This is a genomic window from Acinetobacter sp. 12966 (assembly GCF_031196995.1).
GTDB lineage: Bacteria > Pseudomonadota > Gammaproteobacteria > Pseudomonadales > Moraxellaceae > Acinetobacter > Acinetobacter geminorum.
In genome coordinates, this window is record NZ_JAVIMC010000132.1 from 14,348 (window position 1) to 37,006 (window position 22,659).

General features: G+C 39.1%; 25 protein-coding genes. 6 read left to right on the forward strand and 19 right to left on the reverse strand.

Annotated elements, in window-relative coordinates:
• Positions 1-4 precede the first annotated feature (4 nt).
• From RFW85_RS17845 to ppx, 5 genes are read right to left on the reverse strand one after another with little or no spacing between them, the layout of a single operon-like run.
• The gene (locus tag RFW85_RS17845) at positions 5-574 is read right to left on the reverse strand and encodes a YggT family protein (RefSeq protein WP_003655065.1); all 570 of its coding nucleotides are present in this window, start codon (positions 572-574) and stop codon (positions 5-7) included.
• 21 nt (positions 575-595) lie between these two features.
• Complete coding sequence (gene proC, locus RFW85_RS17850; RefSeq protein ID WP_170247688.1) at positions 596-1,432, reverse strand: pyrroline-5-carboxylate reductase; 837 nt, start codon at positions 1,430-1,432, stop codon at positions 596-598.
• Complete coding sequence (gene tilS / locus RFW85_RS17855) at positions 1,407-2,807, reverse strand: tRNA lysidine(34) synthetase TilS (protein ID WP_170247687.1); 1,401 nt, start codon at positions 2,805-2,807, stop codon at positions 1,407-1,409. The genes proC and tilS overlap by 26 nt, the downstream gene beginning before the upstream one ends.
• A complete protein-coding gene (locus RFW85_RS17860; RefSeq protein ID WP_005066304.1) occupies positions 2,744-3,565 on the reverse strand; it encodes an acetyl-CoA carboxylase carboxyltransferase subunit alpha in 822 nt (273 codons plus the stop codon). The genes tilS and RFW85_RS17860 overlap by 64 nt, the downstream gene beginning before the upstream one ends.
• An 18-nt stretch (positions 3,566-3,583) precedes the next feature.
• Positions 3,584-5,104 carry an exopolyphosphatase gene (ppx, locus tag RFW85_RS17865; RefSeq protein ID WP_170247686.1) on the reverse strand — a complete coding sequence of 507 codons (1,521 nt, stop codon included), beginning with the start codon at positions 5,102-5,104 and terminating at the stop codon, positions 3,584-3,586.
• Positions 5,105-5,380: 276 nt separating this feature from the next.
• Between ppx and trxA the strand changes: the two genes are divergently transcribed.
• Together trxA and rho are read left to right on the forward strand one after the other, a co-directional pair.
• A complete protein-coding gene (trxA, locus tag RFW85_RS17870; RefSeq protein WP_002054512.1) occupies positions 5,381-5,707 on the forward strand; it encodes a thioredoxin in 327 nt (108 codons plus the stop codon).
• Between the two features lie 322 nt (positions 5,708-6,029).
• On the forward strand, positions 6,030-7,298 hold the full coding sequence (gene rho, locus RFW85_RS17875; protein WP_002117304.1) for a transcription termination factor Rho: 1,269 nt from the start codon (positions 6,030-6,032) through the stop codon (positions 7,296-7,298).
• Positions 7,299-7,488: 190 nt separating this feature from the next.
• On the opposite strand, the gene RFW85_RS17880 is transcribed toward rho, so the two are convergent.
• On the reverse strand, positions 7,489-7,614 hold the full coding sequence (locus RFW85_RS17880; protein ID WP_170247685.1) for a hypothetical protein: 126 nt from the start codon (positions 7,612-7,614) through the stop codon (positions 7,489-7,491).
• A gap of 94 nt (positions 7,615-7,708) precedes the next feature.
• Between RFW85_RS17880 and RFW85_RS17885 the strand changes: the two genes are divergently transcribed.
• Positions 7,709-7,948 carry a hypothetical protein gene (locus RFW85_RS17885; protein WP_086264983.1) on the forward strand — a complete coding sequence of 80 codons (240 nt, stop codon included), beginning with the start codon at positions 7,709-7,711 and terminating at the stop codon, positions 7,946-7,948.
• A gap of 140 nt (positions 7,949-8,088) precedes the next feature.
• Here RFW85_RS17885 and RFW85_RS17890 read toward each other — a convergent pair whose 3' ends face one another.
• From RFW85_RS17890 to pheS, 3 genes are read right to left on the reverse strand one after another with little or no spacing between them, the layout of a single operon-like run.
• A complete protein-coding gene (locus RFW85_RS17890; protein WP_000126166.1) occupies positions 8,089-8,385 on the reverse strand; it encodes an integration host factor subunit alpha in 297 nt (98 codons plus the stop codon).
• Positions 8,382-10,763 carry a phenylalanine--tRNA ligase subunit beta gene (gene pheT / locus RFW85_RS17895; protein ID WP_170247684.1) on the reverse strand — a complete coding sequence of 794 codons (2,382 nt, stop codon included), beginning with the start codon at positions 10,761-10,763 and terminating at the stop codon, positions 8,382-8,384. Before pheT ends, RFW85_RS17890 begins: the two co-directional genes overlap by 4 nt.
• 32 nt (positions 10,764-10,795) lie before the next feature.
• On the reverse strand, positions 10,796-11,776 hold the full coding sequence (pheS, locus tag RFW85_RS17900) for a phenylalanine--tRNA ligase subunit alpha (RefSeq protein ID WP_002117277.1): 981 nt from the start codon (positions 11,774-11,776) through the stop codon (positions 10,796-10,798).
• A 158-nt stretch (positions 11,777-11,934) separates the two neighbouring features.
• Here pheS and RFW85_RS17905 point away from each other — a divergent pair, with 158 nt between their 5' ends.
• Positions 11,935-12,927: a hypothetical protein gene (locus RFW85_RS17905; protein WP_170247708.1), complete on the forward strand. Its 993-nt coding sequence runs from the start codon at positions 11,935-11,937 to the stop codon at positions 12,925-12,927.
• 3 nt (positions 12,928-12,930) lie between these two features.
• Here the strand turns inward: RFW85_RS17905 and RFW85_RS17910 are convergent, their stop codons facing one another.
• The 5 genes from RFW85_RS17910 to RFW85_RS17930 form a co-directional block, all read right to left on the reverse strand.
• On the reverse strand, positions 12,931-13,434 hold the full coding sequence (locus RFW85_RS17910; protein ID WP_170247683.1) for a GNAT family N-acetyltransferase: 504 nt from the start codon (positions 13,432-13,434) through the stop codon (positions 12,931-12,933).
• Positions 13,435-13,491: 57 nt separating this feature from the next.
• Entirely contained in the window at positions 13,492-14,049 is a 558-nt protein-coding gene (locus tag RFW85_RS17915) for an NADAR family protein (protein WP_170247682.1), read from the reverse strand.
• Positions 14,050-14,140: 91 nt separating this feature from the next.
• Positions 14,141-14,500, reverse strand: a complete 360-nt coding sequence (gene rplT, locus RFW85_RS17920; protein ID WP_000124858.1) for a 50S ribosomal protein L20 — start codon at positions 14,498-14,500, stop codon at positions 14,141-14,143.
• A gap of 11 nt (positions 14,501-14,511) precedes the next feature.
• A complete protein-coding gene (rpmI, locus tag RFW85_RS17925; RefSeq protein ID WP_002054552.1) occupies positions 14,512-14,706 on the reverse strand; it encodes a 50S ribosomal protein L35 in 195 nt (64 codons plus the stop codon).
• Entirely contained in the window at positions 14,694-14,906 is a 213-nt protein-coding gene (locus RFW85_RS17930) for a hypothetical protein (RefSeq protein ID WP_032062463.1), read from the reverse strand. The genes rpmI and RFW85_RS17930 overlap by 13 nt, the downstream gene beginning before the upstream one ends.
• Positions 14,907-14,944: 38 nt before the next feature.
• Here RFW85_RS17930 and nreB point away from each other — a divergent pair, with 38 nt between their 5' ends.
• A complete protein-coding gene (gene nreB / locus RFW85_RS17935; protein ID WP_309171750.1) occupies positions 14,945-16,195 on the forward strand; it encodes a nickel resistance MFS transporter NreB in 1,251 nt (416 codons plus the stop codon).
• Positions 16,196-16,235: 40 nt separating this feature from the next.
• Here nreB and RFW85_RS17940 read toward each other — a convergent pair whose 3' ends face one another.
• From RFW85_RS17940 to thrS, 4 genes are all read right to left on the reverse strand, one after another.
• Positions 16,236-16,664 carry a YqaA family protein gene (locus RFW85_RS17940; RefSeq protein ID WP_170247681.1) on the reverse strand — a complete coding sequence of 143 codons (429 nt, stop codon included), beginning with the start codon at positions 16,662-16,664 and terminating at the stop codon, positions 16,236-16,238.
• Between the two features lie 53 nt (positions 16,665-16,717).
• Positions 16,718-17,338 (reverse strand): glutathione S-transferase N-terminal domain-containing protein, encoded by a 621-nt coding sequence (locus RFW85_RS17945; protein WP_170247680.1) that lies wholly within the window; start codon positions 17,336-17,338, stop codon positions 16,718-16,720.
• 227 nt (positions 17,339-17,565) lie between these two features.
• Positions 17,566-18,117 (reverse strand): translation initiation factor IF-3, encoded by a 552-nt coding sequence (infC, locus tag RFW85_RS17950; protein ID WP_075383312.1) that lies wholly within the window; start codon positions 18,115-18,117, stop codon positions 17,566-17,568.
• A gap of 5 nt (positions 18,118-18,122) precedes the next feature.
• Positions 18,123-20,045 (reverse strand): threonine--tRNA ligase, encoded by a 1,923-nt coding sequence (gene thrS / locus RFW85_RS17955; protein ID WP_002117224.1) that lies wholly within the window; start codon positions 20,043-20,045, stop codon positions 18,123-18,125.
• A gap of 394 nt (positions 20,046-20,439) precedes the next feature.
• Between thrS and RFW85_RS17960 the strand changes: the two genes are divergently transcribed.
• Positions 20,440-22,077: an acyl-CoA synthetase gene (locus RFW85_RS17960; RefSeq protein WP_170247679.1), complete on the forward strand. Its 1,638-nt coding sequence runs from the start codon at positions 20,440-20,442 to the stop codon at positions 22,075-22,077.
• Between the two features lie 43 nt (positions 22,078-22,120).
• Here RFW85_RS17960 and yjgA read toward each other — a convergent pair whose 3' ends face one another.
• Positions 22,121-22,657 (reverse strand): ribosome biogenesis factor YjgA, encoded by a 537-nt coding sequence (yjgA, locus tag RFW85_RS17965; RefSeq protein WP_002117241.1) that lies wholly within the window; start codon positions 22,655-22,657, stop codon positions 22,121-22,123.
• Between the last annotated feature and the right edge of the window lie 2 nt (positions 22,658-22,659).

The window sequence follows — 22,659 nt, forward strand, 5'->3', positions numbered from 1 at the left end:
TAACTTAAAGTCCTGTTAAAAGAACTTTTGCAACTTCATTCATTAAGATCTCGGCAATATAAAGCGCTAAAAAGGCCAAAATTGGAGATAAGTCAATCATTCCCATATTAGGCAATAAACGACGGAATGGTGCGAGTAATGGTTCAGCTAAATCTTGAATCACTTCAATATAAGGTGAACGCGATTGAGTGAACATGACCACCCAACTCAAAATGATTGTTGCGAAAATTAAATAACGGCAGAAACGAATCAGGTCCTGAATCATGGTTACAAATGTCAGAATTAGTAAATGAATCGGACTATTTGGCATAGAGCCAGAAAGATACATCACACCGAAAATCTTCAGTAAATACAATGTAATTAAAAGAACCAACGCAGCCAAATTAAATCGGCCTTTTGCGACCGTCGGAAAAATTCGGCCAAAAATATCAACAATTTTAGTCGCCTTTACGGTCGATAAAACCACAGGATTATAAGGACTTACTGCCGCCAATTGCATTAAAAAACGGAAAAAGACCAATAAAATCGCGACATTAATTAAAATTCCAAAAATTAGCGCAGAATTTGCACCCATAGTTGTCTTATCCTATTTAAGCTATTTCGCACTGTCACTCAATTCTTGAGCCAATTCTTGACTACGCTTCTGTGCAGCAGCCAATGCAGATTGAATATTTTGGGAGATTTGTGCACGGTCAAAAACTTCAAGTGCAGCTTGAGTTGTGCCATTTGGCGATGTCACATTCTTACGAAGTTCAGAAGGAGTATTTGAACTCGTAATTGCCATTTGAGCTGCACCTAATGCCGTTTGAAGAGTCAACGCAGTTGCAACTTTTTCATCAAGTCCTAAATTTTTACCCGCACGGATCATACTTTCCATGAGATAGAAGAAATATGCAGGACCTGAGCCAGAAACTGCTGTTACCGCATCAATTTGAGCTTCGGAGTTTACCCAAATTGTTAAGCCTGTGGCTGCTAAAATCTGACTTGTTAATTCACGATCCGAAGTACCTACTACATCATTTGCATAGATACCATGCGCACCCGTCTGAACTAGAGCTGGCGTATTTGGCATAACTCGAACAATTCGATTGCTATCAATTAAGTTTGATATCGTTTGGATTTCAGCACCAGCAATAATTGAAATAACCAATTTATCTGATAACAGTCCTTTTAAAGGACGTAAAACAGTCGCCAAAACTTGTGGTTTTACTGCCAGTACAACGACATCAGCATTTTTAATTGCAGCTAGATTATCTTGTGTCACATGGACTTCTTTTTCTTGCAATAATTGACGTATTTGCTCAACAGGATCTGAAACGGTAATACGTGTTGGCGGTAAACCTCTTGAAATGAGCCCGCCAATCAAAGCTTGGGCCATATTACCACCACCAATAAAACAGATATTACTATTTACTGCACTTGTCATAACCATCTTCGCCATTTACCAGATTACAAGAATAAGAAATTAAATCTGGTTGCCATCCTCCTTGCTCACAATACGGAGACTGAGCCAACCAAAATCCTTTCGGTGTAAAAACCCCAAGCATAACATTATCTATGACTAATATTTGAATTGTATGACGAAGCCAAGGCAAAATATGTGCTTCTTGAATTGCTTTTTTTAATGGCCATTGCCCAACACGACCATATAAATGGACCTTTTCACCACCTTGGCGTCGAATTATTTTTAAATTTTTATTTAATAGAAATGCAGCCAAACCCATATTTTTTTGAGTAATTTGAAAATTTCCTGAAGCGCAATCCACTATTTCCCCTAGTTGAAAATGATGCTCTGTCTCGGTTTCAACTGGGTTTAATTTTTCAGCAAGAAAAACTTGTCGACTCAATCTATAAAGATGGTGTTGATAACGGACATAGTAAAACTGGTTCCAGTGTAATGCTGCTTGTGCATCAGACTTGGAATCGATTACTTCATTTTTTAACCGTTCAACCATTTCAAAGGCGGGCCGATATTGCCCATCGCCTTTCATCCAAACCGAAAGTAATTGACGCTGTCGAGCAGAAGATAGTTTTAATAGCTGAGTTAAGTCCAAACATTCTTTCGTACCACAATTTTGCAAATCAACTTTTAAAACTTCTTCTAAAATTTCAGAAGCATCTTGCATCAAGTAACTAGTACGACTAAGTGCTTGCTGCATTTTTGGAAATCGTTTTTGTAAAAATGGCCAAAGTTCTTCACGCGACCATGCCCGATCATAATGAATATCATAATTTGTAGGGTCAACTACATACTCAATCTCAAGTTGAGTAGTCCACTCGGCAATCTGCTCACGGGTTAAATCCAAAAAAGGTCGCCAAATTGTCATATCTACACGATGATCAATAGACTGCATAGCAGCAAGCCCATCAACACCTGCACCTGACAATAAACGCAATATTACCGTTTCAGCCTGATCTTGCTGATGATGAGCGAGCACTAAAATTTCGTTGGCTTGCAAATGTTGTAGATAAGCGTGATAACGTGCCTGACGTGCTTGAGCTTCCAAATTACCCTCAGTAACTTGAACTTTTTGAATGGTATAAGGAATATTTAAACGAGTCGCTTGTTTAGCAACGAGTTCGCCCCACTCTGCACTTTTTGATTGCAGTTGATGATCTATATAAATTACTCGGATCTTATGAGGGAAAATTTGAGACATCAAATGTAGTAGCAGCATTGAATCCATGCCGCCACTACATCCAATAAGAAAAGTACTATTTTCTGAAAACTCTTGAGCCTGTTTTAAGACGCAATGCCTAAATTTTCGCTGCCAAACTTCATTAAACGTTGATAACGTGCTTCGCATCGTTCATTTGCATCCATTGGTAGCAACTCATCCAAAGCTTGCTTCAAAACTACTTTTAGATTTTGCATGACTTGCTCAGGGTCTAAATGAGCCCCTTCGCCTTCATCTACTACATATTCAACAATACCTAGAGATTGTAATTTATCTGCTGTCAAACCTAAAGCTTCACTTGCTTGAGCCGCTTTTTCAGCAGTTTTCCACAAAATAGATGCACATCCTTCTGGTGAAATCACAGAATAAATACTATGTGACAACATAATTACTCGGTCAGCAACACCAATACCTAAAGCACCACCAGAACCGCCTTCACCGAGTACTGTTGCAACAACAGGAACTTTCAAACTTGAAAGTTGAGCAAGGCTAGTTGCAATTGCTTCAGCCTGTCCACGCTCTTCAGCACCAACACCTGGATAAGCACCCATAGTATCAATAAATGTGAAGACCGGAAGGTTAAAGCGCTCAGCCATATCTAATAGGCGTTGAGATTTACGGTAACCTTCTGGATTAGCCATACCGAAGTTGTGCTTTAATTTTTCACGGGTACTACGACCACGGTGTTGGCCAATAACCATTACAGGCTGACCATCAAAACGAGCAAGACCACCTACCATCGCACCATCGTCACCAAACAAACGATCACCATGCAAGGCATCAAACTCTGTAAAGATTTCACCGACATAATCTAGAAACTGCGGACGATCAGGATGACGTGCAATTTGAACCGTTGTCCATGCTTTGGACTGAGTAGCTTTTTTCATAGGTCGAATATTATCCCTTTAATCGATAAATTTTTCCGACTGAATATTCAATTCAATGTCCCAATGCTTAAACTGCTCTTGCTCATCATGCAAGTCGGCAACTAACAATGGCCATTGTTTGGCATCACCAGAAACACTAAGTTGCCATTGTTGATCATTTATGATGGTCAGTTCAATGGCAGGAAGCATCTGATCACTTCGACTATGGTTGAGTAAAACTGCTAGGCGAAGTAATAAACATAGATAAAGTAATTTATTACCACCAGCCTTCAAAATTTCATTTTTTACATCATTTCGCAATTTACGACGGTGGTGAGCGACCAAATGTGAAAGGTGATTTTGATCAATTTGTGAGAAGCCCGGAATATCAGAATGCTGCAATAAATAAGCACCATGACGGTGATAACCACCATGACTAATTGCTAAACCAATTTCATGCAAATAGGCGGCTCGACGCAGTAAGTCACTGTCTTCACTCGTTAAATTAAGGGAATCTGCAACACCATCAAATAATTGTTGTGCTGTATTTACAACTCGTTCTGCCTGTTTCGGATCTGCGTTATAACGCCCCATTAAAGCCTGTACACTGCGATCACGGATATCTTCATGTTTAAAACGACCTAACAGGTCATACATGACTCCTTCACGTAATGCACCATCAGAATATGCCAAACGATCAATTTCCAAAACTTCGAAAACTGCGTACAAAATTGCCAATCCGGCTGGCAAAACTGCTCGTCGATCTTCTCTTAACCCTTCAAAATCAATTTCAGAAATATTTTTAAACTTAAGTAATTTATCTTTGAGTTTATATAAACCTTCTCGAGTAACGTTTTCTTGTTCATCGCTCAAGCCCATATTCACCATAATTTGACGGCAAGCTTTAATCGTTCCACTAGAACCAACGACAGTATCCCAACCTTCCATTTTATACGTTGTTGCAATAGCTGAAAGTTCTTTACGCGCAGCAACTACTGCTTTATCAAAGGCTTTTTGTGTGATTTCGCCATCAGCAAAGTAGGCTTTTGTATAAGCCACACATCCCATTTGCAATGACTCAGTGTAAATAGGTTCAAACTCTTCACCAATAATGAACTCAGTAGAACCACCACCAATATCTACAACCAAACGTCGACCACCATTTGCCATGGTATGCGATACGCCAAGATAAATCAGACGCGCTTCTTCTCGCCCAGCAATAATTTCAATAGGTTTAGGCAAAATTTCTGCTGCTTTTTGAATAAATTCATGACCATTTTTTGCCTGACGCAAAGCATTGGTCGCCACAATTCGTAAGCGATTCGGTTGAACAGAACTTAATCTTCCCACAAAACGAGCCAAGCAGGCTAAGCCTCGTTGCTGAGCGGCTTCTGTTAGGTTTTTATTCTCATCTAAACCAGCTGCAAGCTGTACTTTTTCTGACATCGAAGCAACTTTTTTAACTTCGCCATGATCTACCCGTGCAATTGCAAGGTGAAAACTGTTCGACCCCATATCAATGGCGGCAAGTAATTCTTCATCAATCAGAAAATCAGACATTATTGAACTAAACCCATAACAATTCACGCCTAGAGTAATTCACAAGAATGCAATTGAAAAGCCATTTTCATCAACAATTAGCTGTCATTTAAATTTTTCTATTTATAAGTTGATTGTACAAGTCGATGATGGATATCGTGAGCATCCATTAGACAAATTTAGTTAAGCCTTGAATAATAGCATCAAACCCTTACATTGAACTAAGTAGCTATGTAATACTTATAGAGATAATTTTCTCCTGTAATAGCACTTTTTTCTAAAAATTGGAGCCGTACCATGTCTGCGACTATTGTAAATACAACTGATGATAACTTCCAAGCAGATGTTTTAGATGCTGAAACCCCTGTACTTGTTGACTTCTGGGCAGGATGGTGTGCACCTTGTAAAGCGATCGCGCCTGTGCTTGAAGACCTATCAAGTGAATATGCTGGTAAAGTAAAAATTGTTAAAGTTGATGTGACTTCTTGCGAAGATACAGCAGTGAAATACAACATCCGTAACATTCCTGCTTTACTACTTTTCAAAAATGGTGAAGTTGTAGCTCAACAAATTGGTGCTGTACCTCGCTCTAAACTTGTTAGCTTTATTGATGAAAATGTTTAAGTCAAAATGCTAAAAAAGAAAATACGCTATACTTTTTTATAGCGTATTTTTTTCGCCTATAAATTGACAAATTAGCTAGGCTGGCTTATATTGCATGCTCAAGAGGCACTGAAGGGAATCATCTTCGTCCGGCTTCTTACAAGACACAAACATAAAGATCGCCACTCGGCAACAGAAATTGTTTTTTCACATTTCTCTTCGAAACAATTAATCAGACTTCTGAATTGTTATTGTGTAAATACAATTGCGATAATCTTTTTTGTATGCGAGCGATTTTTCTCCTTTTTAAACCACACTCTACTCTTTCCTAATTCTGACCCTTATGAATTTAACTGAACTCAAGAAAAAACCAATCGGCGAACTAATTAAAATTGCTGAATTTATGGGCCTGGAAGGTATGGCTCGTAACAGAAAGCAAGATATTATCTTTGCCATTTTGAAACGCCATGCGATGAATGGCGAAGAAATTTTTGGTGATGGCGTTCTCGAAATTCTCTCTGATGGTTTTGGTTTTTTGCGTTCTGCCGCAGGTTCGTATTTAGCAGGTCCGGATGATATTTATGTGAGTCCTTCACAGATCCGACGCTTTAACTTGCGTACAGGTGATACCATCACAGGTACTATTCGCCCTCCAAAAGAAGGTGAGCGTTATTTTGCGTTGCTCAAAGTTAACCAGATTAACTACGACACGCCAGAAAATTCTCGTAATAAAATTTTATTTGAAAACTTAACTCCCCTTTTCCCGACCGAACAATTGGTTATGGAATTAGGTAATGGTACGACAGAAGACTTAACTGCTCGTGTCGTTGATTTAGTTGCGCCAATTGGTAAAGGCCAACGTTCTATTATTGTTGCACCGCCGAAAGCGGGTAAAACAATGTTACTTCAAAATATTGCTCAATCGATTGTTAGAAACAATCCAGAAGTATTCTTGATTGTTCTACTCATTGACGAACGTCCAGAAGAAGTAACTGAAATGGAGCGTACTGTTCGCGGTGAAGTTATTGCCTCAACATTTGATGAAGCACCAGCTCGCCATGTACAAGTTGCAGAAATGGTCATTGAAAAAGCTAAACGTCTTGTTGAACATAAAAAAGATGTTGTGATTCTTCTTGACTCTATTACTCGTCTTGCACGTGCTTATAACACAGTAATCCCATCATCAGGCAAAGTGTTAACTGGTGGTGTAGACGCTCATGCATTAGAGCGCCCTAAACGTTTCTTCGGTGCTGCACGTAATATCGAAGAAGGTGGTTCACTTACGATCATCTCTACTGCTTTGATTGAAACAGGCAGTAAAATGGATGATGTAATTTATGAAGAATTCAAAGGTACAGGTAACCAAGAGATTACGCTTGATCGCCGTATTGCTGAAAAACGCGTCTTCCCTGCTATGAATATCAAAAAATCTGGCACACGTCGTGAAGAGCGTTTAATGGATGAAGATAAATTACGCAAAGTATGGATCCTCCGTAAGCTACTTCACCCTATGGATGAATTGGCAGCAATGGAATTCTTACTTGACCGTATGAAAGAAACCAAAACAAATGATGATTTCTTTGATCAAATGAAACGTAAAGCTTCAACTTAAGTAATTAAGCCTTCAAAAAAGCCACTCTTTTGAGTGGCTTTTTATTTGGTTGACAAGCTTTACACAAAAATACATTTTGCTTATTTTTATGTAAAATTATTTATAAGCTTTTGATAATAAATATTTTTGCATAAAAAAGCTTAGTTTTTTTAGTAGCTTACCTCTACCTTTTCCAATATATAGTAGTCAGTTAATTGTTTTTTTCTGTTAAAAAACAGTCTGTTTTTCTCTTTTTCATACGTTTTTTTGACAAGCGACAGTAGTATTTCAGCATGTGCAGTGATAGCATAGCGGCAGACCAGTTAGACTGCTCCATGCGTTGTTACCTAGCTACGTTTTAGGAATAATAAAAGCAAAACAGTCCAACTTAGGTTTTTTTAATCTCAAATCTTTTTTGTGAGAGTGATGCCATGTTATTCAAAAAATTCGCTGTTGCTGCTGCTGTTGCTGCTACTTTAGCTTTCGTTGGTTGTTCTAAGAAAGAAGAAGCGCCTGCTGCTGCTTCTGAAGCTGTAGCTGCTGCTTCTGAAGCTACTGCTGCTGCTTCTGAAGCTGCTGTAGCTGTTGACGCTGCTGCTTCTGACGTTGCTGCTGCTGCTTCTGACGTTGCTGCTGCTGCTTCTGACGTTGCTGCTTCTGCTGCACACTAATCTATAATTTAGATTAGATAAAAAAGAGGACATTTTGTCCTCTTTTTTTATGTTTAAAGTTTAATTTTCTAAGATTAAGCGACCCTATATTGCTGCCCAATAAAATTATGTAAAGCTTTCTAAAATATAAAAAAAGCAGATCAATCGATCTGCTCATTTCCAACGCGTTGTCTAAACTTCTGACCCGCTCTGAATGTAACTACACGGCGCGCAGAAATTGGAATTTCCTCACCTGTCTTAGGGTTACGTCCTGGACGTTCGCGTTTATCTCTTAACTCGAAATTACCAAAACCAGAAAGCTTAACCTGCTCCCCTGCAATAAGCGCTTGGCTAATCTCGTCGAAGAACAACTCGACCATTTGTTTTGCTTCACGGCGATTTAAGCTGGTTAACTCACTTAAATGATCAGCCATGTCTGCTTTAGTTAATGCTGTCATGAGGCCCTCAATGTCGCTTGATAAGTGTTTTCCAACACTTGGATTATATTGTCCATACCAGATTTAATTTCAGCATCTTCAAGCGTACGTGAAGGATGTTGCCATAATAGTGCAAACGCCAATGAGCGCTTACCTTCTTCGACACCCTGCCCCGTATACACATCGAATAACCATGTAGAGTCTAAAAGCTCTCCACCAGTTTTTTCGATTAACTGCTGAATATCTCTAACATTTATATTATCAGAGATTAAAAGCGCAATATCACGTCTAATCGAAGGAAAACGTGATAATTCTGTAAAATTAGATACATAAGATTGCAAAACGGCTGTTTGATCAAGCTCAGCAACCCACGTTGTTGTTAAATCAAGCTCATTTTCTAAAGATGGATGCAGATGGCCTAAGTAACCAATTGATTGTCCATCAACTAAAATTTCAGCAGACTGCCCCGGATGCAACCATGCACGCTCAGAACGTACATATTCAACTTTGACACGACCAGCAGCCAAAATCTCTTCTATCTCTCCTTTGAAGTCAAAGAAATCCATTGATTGAGGCTTCACATGCCAAGATTCAGGTTGTTGCGAGCCAACTGCCACTAGAGCTAAAGTCGGAATCTGTTTTAGATCTGCAATACTTTTAGCATTTTGATAATCAAAACGAAGTCCTAATTCAAAGAAACGAACACGACTTTGTTGACGGTTGAGATTATATTGTACGCAAGGGATTAAACTTGAAAGTAGAGTACTACGCATTGCAGCCAAATCACTTGAAATTGGATTTGCTAGCATTAACGGATTTACTTGCGGGTTCAATTGCTTTTCAAGTTTTGCATCAGCAAAACTAAAACTAATTGCTTCTTGATAGCCTAAAGTCACGATAGTTTGGCGTAACTCTGCAATTTCAAAACGGTCTTGATATTTAGCTAATTGAACATCCATGCTTGGTAAGCTAATTTGGATATTGTCATAACCATCAATACGTGCCACTTCTTCAATTAGGTCTTGATAAATAGCCATGTCATAGCGATGTGATGGAGGTACTACACTCCATTCACCTTCAGCTTTAACAGTTACTTCACACCCTAGTCGAGTTAAAGCATCTGCAATGAAATCAGCCGTCACTTGATATCCCAACAATTGGTCTACCTGAGCTTGTTTCAGTTCAATTGCTTCACGTTTTGGTAAAATTTCAGTTTTTTCAGCAACAGTAATTGGACCAAATTCACCACCTGCCAACTCTTGAATAAGCTGCGAAGCACGGTTCATCGCAATTAACGGCAATTCAAAATCTACACCACGTTCATAACGCTGTGAAGAATCGGTATGCAAGCCAAAACGACGAGCACGTCCAGCAATAGCAAGTGGTGCGAAGAAAGCACTTTCTAGGAAAATGTCAGTTGTATCATCAGTTACACTTGATGCTAAACCACCCATAATTCCAGCAATTGCCAAAGCTTTCTGGTCATCAGCAATCACCATGATATCTTCTTGCAATTCAACTTCTTGATCATTAAGGAGTTGTAATTTTTCTTGTGGCTGAGCTTGACGCACTTGTATAGTCCCTTCGATTTTAGCTAAATCGAAAGCATGCATTGGCTGACCCAATTCCATGAGGACATAGTTCGTCACATCAACCAAAATACTGTGCGTGCGAATTCCTGAACGTGCTAAAGCCTGCTCCATCCACTCAGGAGTAGCAGCTTTTACATTAACGTTTTTAATTACACGCCCTAAGTAGCGTGGCGCACCTTCAGTGCTGATCACTACTTTCTTCTCATCAGCAATTGTCGCATCAACTGATTTGATTTCAGGTTCATTCATTTGCAGTTGGTTAATTACTGCAATCTCACGTGCGATACCACGGATACTGAAACAATCACCACGGTTTGGTGTAATACTGATATCGATGACGTTATCATCAAGTTTTAAGTATTCACGGATGTTTACTCCTACTGGAGCATCAGCTGGTAGTTCGAGTAAACCATCGATCTTATCTTCAAGATCAATTTCAGAAGCGCCGCACAGCATACCTTGTGACTCAACGCCGCGAAGCTTACCTTTTTTGATTTTAAAATCACCTGGTAATACGGCACCAATGGTTGCCACAGGTGCTTTCATTCCAGCACGGACATTAGGAGCACCACATACAATTTGCAGAGATTCACCTGTACCAATATTCACTGTTGTTACACGCAGACGGTCTGCATCTGGATGCTGCTCAACTGTTAAAACTTCGCCAACCACGACACCTGTAAATGGTTTAGCCACAGGTGCTAATTCATCAACTTCAAGCCCAAGCATAGTTAACTGATCAGACAATGTCTCACTATCAATTGCTGGATTAACCCATGTACGTAACCAATTTTCGCTAATCTTCATCTTTATAAACCTTTTTTAATCCTGAAAAATTGTTAGGCAAATTGGCGTAAGAAACGCACATCATTTTGATAGAACATACGCAAATCATTAATGCCATAACGCAACATTGCAAAACGCTCTACCCCTAAACCAAAAGCAAAGCCTTTGTATTTATCAGGATCAATACCCGCAGCACGCAATACATTTGGATGTACCATGCCACAGCCTAAAACTTCTAACCAACGTCCACGCTCATCCATGATATCTACTTCTGCACTAGGCTCTGTAAACGGGAAATATGATGGGCGGAAACGTACTTTTAAATCTTTCTCAAAAAATTCATTCAGTAGGTTAATCAATAAACCTTTTAATTCAGCAAAGCTTGTATTCTCAGCCACATATAAGCCTTCGATCTGGTGGAACATTGGCGAATGCGTTTGATCCGAATCACAACGGTAAACACGGCCAGGGCATACGATACGAATTGGCGGCTCACTCGTCTCCATTGTACGAATCTGTACCCCAGAGGTATGCGTACGTAGCAAGTGAGTGGCATCAAAGTAGAAAGTATCGTGCATAGCACGTGCTGGATGGTGACCAGGAATATTTAATGCTTCGAAATTGTGATAGTCATCTTCAACTTCTGGACCGGTTGCAACTGTAAAACCAGCTTTAGTAAAGAACTGGCAAATTCGCTCTTGTACCTGAGTAACAGGGTGGACTGTACCAATACGTTGACCACGGCCCGGCAATGTAATATCAATCGTTTCACTTGCTAGCTTTTGTGCAAGTGCTGCCTGTTGTAGTGCCGCTTGACGTTCTGTTAATGCAGTATTAATTGTTTCTCGAACAGCATGAATCGCAGCACCTTGTACTTTGCGTTCTTCAGGGTCCATTTTCCCTAATGCTTTCGATTGTTCTGCAAGCTGGCTTTTTTTCCCTGTAAATTGCACACGCACCTGATCAAGTGCAACAAGGTCTTGAGCTGCTGCAATGGCAGCAAGCGCTTCTGTGGTCAGGGCTTCCAGTGACATATTAACTCTCAAAGCAACAAATTTAAAAAATATAATAAAACACTGCATTCTAACAGTTTTTCATCGAATTGATGAAGTTTATCCATCATGAAAAATGTATTAGGCAACAAAAAGACAAAACGTATAAGATAATAGCATCGTCAATGAGATCAACTATTATGGCGCTTAATCAGATTTGGAAACAACAACTTACGCTTGTGACATATGGTAATGAATACCTCCGTCAGAATTTAAGCTTTAACCAATGGCGACAACATCATATTTTCGACCATCATAGTTTTCAGTTTCGTGACTTAACTTCTCAGCATTTATTGGCTCAACACTTCCAAGTTTGGCTAGAAGCATTAAAAAAACAAGGCACCTCGAAGCTTAGCTTACATTTATCAAGCCTTCTCAATGAAGAGCAAAATCCGAATAGCAATGTCGAGCTCTTACCTTATACTCATTTTATTGTGAGTCATCAAAACGATAAGAAGTTTGCATGGATTTTTGGCCATGAGCTTGCCGAATGGTATAACAATGATAATGAATTCGAAGCCCCTGCCTCACAAACCTGTGAGCTTCGTTTAGAAACTTTCTGGCGTTTTGAACTCAATGAAAAATTATCAAAAAAAATTGAAGTTGATTTAAAAAATCCGCCATGGCAAGAAATCGCCGATTTTATGGATAGTGAATTATTCCAGAGTAAGTACGCAGCAGGCTTTGAGGAACCAGAATTTCAAAATGCTCTTTTTGATGGTACAAATATTAAAAGCTTAGAACCAAGACTTGCTTTAATTCCAGAAAATTATCCCGCAGATTATGCCCATCAACTTTTATCTCATACTCAAGCATTAGCTGATTATTTAGAACAAAAGAAACGCCTTGCAAATGATCCTTTAGGGGAAGACTTAGACCAAGAGCAACTCATCAATTTAAGAAACTTTACACAAAAAACTGATGATTTGTTTGCCAAGCTTATTGTAAAAGTTGCCAACCATTATCAGACAGCTCAGATGGTGCCTATAGTTAAAGCATCTCCATTTGAGCAATCAAATGAAAATTCACAGCATCTTAAGTCTCACCACCATAAAGGCAATGGTTTAGGCGTTATTAAGCTGATTGTTTTGACGATTATTATTTGTGCTTTGGCTTATTATTTTGGTCTTTAAAGATTAGAGTTTCCATTGATAAAGTAACTCTGTTATTTCGGGGCCGAACTCAGGTAGTTCGGTTTCCCCAATTAATTTAGCTCCCATTTTTTCGTAGAAGAAACGACTTGGATTTTTATTAAAGACTTCTAAGCGAATAAAACTGTATCCTTGATTTAAAGCACATTGGTAGAACTTTTGAAATAACTCACGTCCAATGCTTTGCTTTTGAACTTCTTTTAAAAGATAAAAAGCCATAATTTCAGCAATATTATTCTCTGGATTTAAATGACCATCGAGAAAGCCTTTCACTACTCCATTTTCAGTATAGATAAATAACTTATGATCAGGACTTCTGCTTATCTCTTTCCATAACTGTTCTTTATCTAGTACGTTAAGCTCATTCAATATTTCTTGCTTAATCATACCTGTATAGGTTTCTTTCCAACTCTGTACATGTACTTCTGCAATAGATAATGCATCCTTAAGTGATGCTATACGAATATCCATGTCATTTAATGATTTCAATTCACTTCCCTCACGCCACTACTTTTAAAGTGAAGTATTGATTGGTCTCACACCAACCTACTCAGGTAAAAGTAGTCCTCGAACATGCATTAAAGCAAAACCTAATAAGTTTAGTCCTTGCCATAGAGATGGATCTTGAATATGTGGATGGTCTTGCGCCATACCAATTCCCCAAATTTTATCGACTGGAGATGCTTCAACTAAAATACGATCTTTCGTTGCTAATAAGAATTTTTTCAATTCCGAATGCTGAGAGAATTTAGCAGAGTTTGCTCGCACCACAATGTCAAAACGCTTTTCTTGCCATACTTGTTCATCATAATTACGCACTTTACGACCTAGCTGTTTCGCTTCATTAGGATGTTTAACTTGCAAAATTCGTGCAAAAATTTCTTCATCATTAAATAATTTTGCTTTTTGCGCCATCATATAGTGTTCAGCAGTAAAGTATTCAATACCCTCTACTTCAAATTGCGCAGGAAACCACTGACTAAAACAACTCTTATCAACAACACCAGCTTTCTTAGGAATATGCCCCCAGAAATATAAATATTTGACCTGATGACCTTGCTGTACTTTTTGAATTAAATCATTTAGAAATTTTTCGTCTTTCATCTTTTATCTCTGATTGTTATCTCTTTTTAAAATAGAACCACTAAAAATAAAAAAGACCGCTAAAAAGCGGTCTTTCTTTGAATCTCTAAGCTTATGCAGCTAATGCGCCTTTAGCTTTTTCAGCTAAAGCAGCAAATGCTACTGCATCATGCATAGCGATGTCAGCTAATACGCGACGGTCGATGATCACTTGAGCTTTTTTCAAGCCATCGATCATACGGCTGTAAGACAAACCGTTTTGACGAGCACCAGCATTGATACGCGCAATCCATAGAGCACGGAATTGACGTTTCTTTTGACGGCGGTCACGGTAAGCGTATTGACCAGCTTTGATTACCGCTTGGAACGCTACGCGGTAAACGCGTGAACGAGCACCGTAGTAACCTTTAGCGCGAGCAAGAATTTTTTTGTGACGACGATGAGCCACTACACCACGTTTTACACGAGCCATTTATAATCTCCTTAGATGTATGGGCACATACGACGAACTGAATTCATGTCAGAAACATGAACCATTACACAGCCGCGTAATTGACGGATACGTTTAGCAGATTTTTTGGTCAAAATGTGGCGCTTGAATGCTTGTTTGCGCTTAAAACCGTTTGCAGTCGCTTTGAAGCGTTTAGCTGCACCACGGCGAGTTTTTAACTTAGCCATAGTAACCTCTTTTGGGCACCTGTTCGGCACGATCGCACCATTGCAAAATCGACCTGCAGGTAAGGAAGCGCGTATTTTATAGTATGCTGACTAAAATTAAAACTATTAGTTACTGTTTTTATGATGCAAAGAAAGACTTTTTCGCCTTCCACGGTGTTAGCAATATCAATAATAAATAAAGCACCTGCGCTTTTTTCCATTTATAATACGATCAAATTATCAACATACGATATTCCTAATGCAGAAACATGATGCATTTGCTGCCTTACGCTACAGAGATTTCTCAATTGTTACGATTAATCAATTTTGCTTAACTTTAGCAATTCTGATTCAAGAAATTATTGTTGCTTACTCACTCTATCAAATCACCAAAGATCCTCTGACTCTAGGTTTAATAGGACTTGCAGAAGCCATTCCTTTTATTGCTCTTTCTCTTTGGGGTGGCTATTTTGCAGATCGGTTTAATAAACAGATTATTATGAAAATCTGTTTATTTTTCTCGGTTCCTCTTCCTTTAGTACTATGGTCGCTGTTCCATCTGCATGGTCTAGGTCATATCAGCGTAAATTTCCTTTCATGGGGTATTTATGCTGTTATTTTTGGTTTGGGTACAATTCGTGGCTTTTACAATCCTTCTGCAACGTCTTTAAAACCATTTTTGATACCTCGTGAACTGTATGCAAATGGTGCAACATGGACGACAATCGGTTGGCAAAGTGGTGTAATTATCGGGCCAATGCTTGGTGGTTTCATGCTTGCCTATTTAGGCCGAGAAACAAGCCTATTTAGTGTTGCGGTTTTACTTGCTATTTGTTTTATCTTAATTAACCTATTGCATAAGCGTACTTTCCCTAAAATTGAAACTGCTAATGTTTTAGAAAGTTTAGGAGATGGTTTCCGTTTTATCTGGAAAACCAAAATTGTTCTTTGGGCAATTTCTCTTGATTTAGCTTCTGTTTTATTTGGTGGAGTCATCGCATTATTACCAATTTTCGCAGAAGATATCTTGAAAGTCGGTCCAGAAGGGCTTGGATATTTGCGTGCGGCCCCCTCTATTGGAGCGCTCGTCACTATGATTGCTTTGACTCGCTTCCCGCCAACTCAACATGCATGGCGTAACATGCTACTTGCTGTTGCAGGATTTGGTGTTTTCACGATTCTTTTCGCATTCTCAAACAAAATGTGGTTATCACTATTTGCGTTGGCTATGACAGGCGCTTGTGACAGTATTTCAGTTGTGGTTAGACAAACCATTTTGCAAATTTTTCCACCAGAAAATATGCGTGGTCGCGTTGCTGCTGTAAACGGAATGTTTGTTTCATCAAGTAATGAGCTGGGTGCATTTGAGTCAGGGTTGGCAGCTAAATATTTAGGAACGATTGCAGCGACTATTTTTGGTGGTTGTATGACACTTGCAGTGGTCACTTTCTGTTGGCTAAAAACCAATGATCTATTTAAAGTCGATATTACTAAAAGCTCAGAAGACTAATTAAATCGTTTTAATAGAAGCATCTTCGGATGCTTTTATCTTAAATAAAATCTGTAATCACCCAATAAATAAAAATATAGCGTCCTGCTTTAGCAATCAAAACTATAATTAAAAAACGCCAAAAATTTTCTTTGAATAAACCTGCAACTAAAGTAAGTGGGTCACCAATAATAGGTGTCCAACTTAAAAGCAGCGAATAAAACCCATACTTATGATAAAAGCTTTGAGCTTGCTCTAAACGCTTTTCAGAAACAGGAAACCACTTTTTGTGTTTAAACTGCTCTATTTTTAAACCAAGCCACCAGTTCACACACGAGCCCAGTACATTTCCGAAAGTGGCGATAGAAATGAGAAGAAAAGCAGAATATTCTTTTTTTAATAATAAGGTGGCGAGTACAGCTTCTGATTGTAACGGTAATAATGTAGCCGCCCCAAACGCGCTCAAAAAAAGTAAAAAGTAACTTAGCATATTAAATTAGACCAAATCACCTTTCACTTTATTCATTACGCTACCAATAAAAGTTAAATAACTTTAATTGATAGTGCTTTTTGTACCGCAGGACGTGCCGTCAAGCGAACAATATATTCTTGCACATAAGGATAATCCTCTAGCTGAATACCTTGCCATTCATAGCGCAAGATCCAAGGTAAAATTGCCATATCAGCAATCGAGTATTCACCTGCAACAAACTTCTGACCAATAAGCTGCTTATTCAGCACACCATATAAGCGCTTAGTTTCATTTACATAGCGGTCTATCGCGTATGGAATTTTTTCTGGTGCAAAGCGGTTAAAATGATGATTCTGCCCAAGCATAGGCCCTAGCCCACCCATTTGCCACATGAGCCATTGTTCAACTTCAACTCGCTCTTGCTCATCAGTTGGATAAAATAATTCAGTTTTTCGACCTAGATATTGCAGGATCGCACCTGATTCAAATATTGAAATTGGCTCACCACGAGGTCCATCTTGGTCAACAATTGCCGGAATTTTATTATTTGGAGAAATTCTCAGAAAGTCTGGTTGAAATTGATCATTTTCTAAAATATTGATGGGGTAAAGAGTATAATCCAGTCCCATTTCTTCTAAGGCAATTGTGATTTTATGTCCATTGGGAGTTCCCCAATAATAGAGATCAATCATTCTATTTCCTATTCATCGTTATCATGACTGCATCTTGCGTTATAGCATGTTTTAAGAGAAACGATGAGGTTTCCAACACTAAAAAATACATAAAATTCAAGAATTGAATTTCTTTTAAAAGATATAGCAATTGTCTTAAATAAAACTGAACAGAGAAAATTAAATCATCTTTTTTATTATGATAAGGATATAAAAAAGCACTGCTTTTGCAGTGCTTTTTTTGAGTATTACTTTTTCTTTTTAGGTCCAAGTAACATACCCATTTGACGGCCTTCCATTTTAGGTGCTTGTTCCACAACCCCAAACTCAGCGACATCTGCTTCAATTTTTTGTAATTGAGCTAAGCCAAGTTGTTGGTGAGCCATTTCACGACCACGGAAACGTAAAGTGATTTTCACTTTGTTTCCTTCTTCAAGGAATTTCAAAATAGCACGAAGCTTAACTTGATAATCACCAACATCAGTTGCAGGGCGCAGTTTGATTTCCTTCACTTGCACTTGATGCTGTTTTTTCTTCGCATCTTTTTGCTTCTGCTTAAGGTCAAACAAGTGCTTGTTGTAATCCATAATTTTACAAACAGGCGGCTCGGCGTTTGCAACGATCTCAACTAGGTCAAGATCTGCCTCTTCAGCAGCGCGCAGTGCTTCATTTAATGAAACAATTCCTTTTTGCTCACCGTCAGCACCAACGAGGCGTACTTCTTTTGCACGGATCTCGTCGTTAATTGCTGGACGGTTGCTTTTTGCACCTTGTTGTTGGTTACGGTCAGGCTGTTTAATCTTTCTTACTCCACAATATACCGGCCACGTTCGGCGACGGCAGACTTCACTAAGTCAATGAATGCATCTACTGACATAGTACCTAAATTTTTTCCTGAGCGGGTACGCACATTCACTGTACCTTCTTCAACTTCTCGATCACCAAGAACTAATAGGTAAGGAATACGCTCTAGAGTACGCTCACGAATCTTAAATCCGATTTTTTCATTTCTCAAGTCAGAAATAGCACGAAGGCCATTTTCTTTGAGTTTTGCTACGACTTTCTCACAAGCTTCAGCTTGTGAGTCGGTAATATTCATGACACATGCTTGTAACGGCGACAACCAAGGTGGCATGAAACCAGCGTAGTGTTCAATTAGTATACCAATAAAACGCTCAAAACTGCCAAGAATTGCACGATGCAACATCACAGGCTGATCACGATCATTGTCTTCAGTCACATAAGACGCATCTAAACGTTCTGGTAAGTTGAAGTCACACTGAATAGTACCACACTGCCATACACGACCGAGACAGTCTTTCAATGAGAATTCAATTTTCGGACCATAGAACGCGCCTTCACCAGGTTGCAATTCCCATTCCAGACCCGCTGCATCTAAAGCATCTGCTAAAGATTTTTCAGCCATATCCCAAAGCGCATCATCACCCACACGTTTTTCTGGACGTGTAGAAAGTTTCATTTGCACTTCTTCAAAGCCAAAATCTTTATAAACTTCTAAAGTCAGCTTAATAAAGTCAGCAACTTCTTGACCGATCTGTTCTTTAGTACAGAAGATGTGTGCGTCATCTTGTGTAAAGCCACGTACACGCATAATGCCGTGTAAAGAACCTGATGGTTCGTTACGATGACAAGAACCAAACTCTGCTAAACGAATCGGTAGATCACGGTAAGACTTCAAACCTTGGTTGAAAACTTGCACGTGACATGGGCAGTTCATTGGCTTAACGGCATAATTACGATTTTCAGAATGAGTCGTAAACATGTTGTCAGCGTAGTTCGCCGCATGACCTGATTTTTCCCACAATGTAAAGTCTACAATTTGTGGTGTTTTAATCTCAAGGTAACCGTTGTCTTGCTGAACTTTACGCATGTATTGTTCAAGAACTTGGTAAATCGTCCAACCGTTTGGATGCCAGAACACCATACCTGGTGCTTCTTCTTGCATATGGAACAAGTCTAAAGCTTTACCAATTTTACGATGGTCGCGCTTTTCAGCTTCTTCAATACGTTTGATGTATGCAGCAAGCTGTTTCTTATCAGCCCATGCTGTACCATAAATACGTTGAAGCTGTTCATTCTTCGCATCACCGCGCCAGTATGCACCAGAGATTTTAGTGAGCTTGAATGATTTTAAGAATTTGGTATTCGGTACGTGTGGACCACGACACATATCCAAATAATCTTGATGGTAGTACAAGCCCATTTGTGTTTCTTCAGGCATGTCTGCAATCAAGCGTAATTTATATTCTTCGCCACGCGCAGTAAATTCAGCAATAACTTCATCACGTGGTGTCATTTTTTTAACGACATCGTAATCTTGATCAATGAGCTTTTTCATACGCTCTTCGATAGCTGCCATATCATCCAAGGTAAAAGGACGTGGCATCCAGATGTCGTAGTAAAAACCTTCTTCAATGACTGGACCAATCACCATCTTGGCTTCTGGGAAAAGCTGTTTAACAGCATGTCCTACAAGGTGTGCACAAGAGTGGCGAATAATTTCAAGACCTTCCTCATCTTTTGGAGTGATAATTTGTAAGGTCGAATCTTCGGTAATTAAGTCACATGCATCAACTAAGCGATCATTTACACGGCCAGCAACAGTATTTTTTGCTAGACCAGGCCCAATACTTTGGGCAACTTCCATAACAGATACAGCGTGATCAAAACTCTTTTGATCGCCATTTGGCAATGTGATAATTGGCATAAAAAAATCCTTAAGGAGTGATGCCCTATACGAAGGAGCATTTCACCGCGAGATTATGATCGAGGCGAACCTCAAAATATAAAAACGGTGTAAATCAAAGTTAAAAAAACCTGAAAGATTTTACACTTGTTCAAGCAATGTGAAAACCTTTGGGTCCATAAAATCATAAATACATTTTGTTTATCGCGTAAACAGCAATAAATGACTTAAAAAATATATTGAGATGATTTTTAAACATGTTTAACACAAGTGGTTTAAGATGAAGAAAATAGCATTTCTGCTCATTTTTTGACTGGAGGGTATCGTCCTTTAAGACTAAAGCATAAATGCTTTGATTAATATTAAATCATATTTTCAAAGAATGAATTAAAAATAGAACACGGAGTTGTTTCACATGGTTAGTGCTTATGATGAGTTACCACGCACACCCGCAAACTTTGTTGCGTTATCACCTCTACGCTACCTAGAGCGTGCGGCTTATATTTACCCGAATCAAGCTTCGATTATTCATGGTAAACGCCAAATTTCATGGAAAGAAACTTATCAGCGCTGCTGTCAATTTGCATCTCAGCTCAAGCAACTGGGAATTGAGAAAAATGATACGGTATCTGTCTTATTGCCAAATATTCCAGCCATGATTGAAGCGCATTTTGCAGTTCCTATGGCTGGTGCGGTACTTAATACTCTCAATACACGTTTAGATGCAAAAACAATCGCTTTCATGTTGGAACATGCTGAAAGTAAAGTACTGTTGGTTGACCCTGAATTTGTGAATTTGGCAAGAGAGGCCCTCTCACTTATTCCGAATCAACACATTATTGTGATTGATGTAGCTGATACAGAATATGAAGGCGAAAATCAGTTTTTAGGTTCTTTTGAATATGAAGAGTGGATCGCTCAAGGCGATATTAACTTCTCTTGGCATTTACCAGAAGACGAATGGGATGCGATTAGCTTAAATTACACATCTGGCACTACAGGTAATCCCAAAGGCGTGGTCTATCATCATCGCGGGGCTTATCTTAACGCTGCAAGCAATATCTTGGCTTGTGGAATGAAACCGCGTGCTGTGTATTTATGGACACTCCCCCTCTTTCATTGTAATGGCTGGTGTTTTGCATGGAGCATAGCAGCAAGTGGTGGAACCAATATTTGTTTACGCAAAGTTGATCCAGAATTAGTCATGCAATTGATTGCAACCCATAAAGTTGATTATTTCTGTGGTGCGCCTATTGTTCTTTCAATGATTCTTAACTTACCTAAAGAAAAACAAACGAACTTTGATCACCATGTTGAAGTCATGGTTGCCGGGGCAGCTCCACCTGTTGCCATTATTGAAGGGATGCGAAACATGGGGATTAACGTAAACCATGTATATGGCTTAACAGAAACTTATGGACCTTCTGCACTATGCGCTTCTCAATCTGGATGGAATGAGCTATCAATTGCTGAGCAAGCCCAACTTCATTCCCGTCAAGGCGTACCCTACCCATTACAAGACAGCATGCGTGTATTAGATCCCGAGACTATGAAACCTGTACCTAATGATGGTCAAACCATGGGAGAAATCATGTTCCGTGGCAATATTGTCATGAAAGGCTATTTAAAGAATCCTAAAGCGACTCAAGAAGCCTTTGCTGGAGGTTGGTTTCACACGGGCGATCTAGCTGTTTGTCACCCAGATGGTTATGCAAAAATTACTGATCGTTCGAAAGACATTATTATTTCAGGTGGAGAAAACATTTCATCTTTAGAAGTAGAAGATGTGTTGTATAAACACCCTGCTGTATTAACCGCTGCGGTAGTCGCTAAACCCGATGCACGTTGGCAAGAAGTACCATGCGCGTTTATTGAATTAAAGATGGGTACTACAGCAACACCTGAAGAAATTATTGCACACTGCCAAAAAGAATTAGCGCGCTTTAAAGTGCCTAAAGATGTGGTTATTACGGAAATTCCAAAAACATCGACAGGCAAATTACAGAAATTCATTTTGCGTGAATGGGCAAAAGAAAGAGCTGCAAATGTATAAATAAAAAAGCGACGCCTTGAGCGTCGCTTTTTATGGAAGAGCATTAGCCTTGGTCAGACAATAAAGCAATTTGCTGCACATAGTTAACAAATTTACCTTTTGATGCTTCAAGCTCTGCTTCACTCACTTGCTGACTCTTATCACGGTTGATTCTCAACACATGCTGACGCAAGGTGTGACGTTCCGAAGCATTATAAATTTTACTAAATTCATTAATTGCAGGGTCGCCTTGTTCGATCATACGATCAACCCAACGCATCAATTGAGCCTGCTTTTTTGCGCCTTGCTGCGGAGTTAGATAAGACAAAATAACGGTCTCATCTTCATTACGCAATAATTTACCAATACGTTGAAACTGGCGACGACGAGCTTCAAAAGAACTAATGTTCTGTACTTCCATTAACGCATCAATTAAACGTTCATCAACTGGGAGTTTTTGAATCTGTTTAACAGAAAGTTGTGCTAATTGCTCACCTAAAGCAGCCATACGTTGAACTGCTTTTTTCTGTTCTGTTTTACTTGCACGTCCTTCTAAAGAGCCAAAATCTTCTTCAGTATAACGTTGGGGACGACGTGCCACGA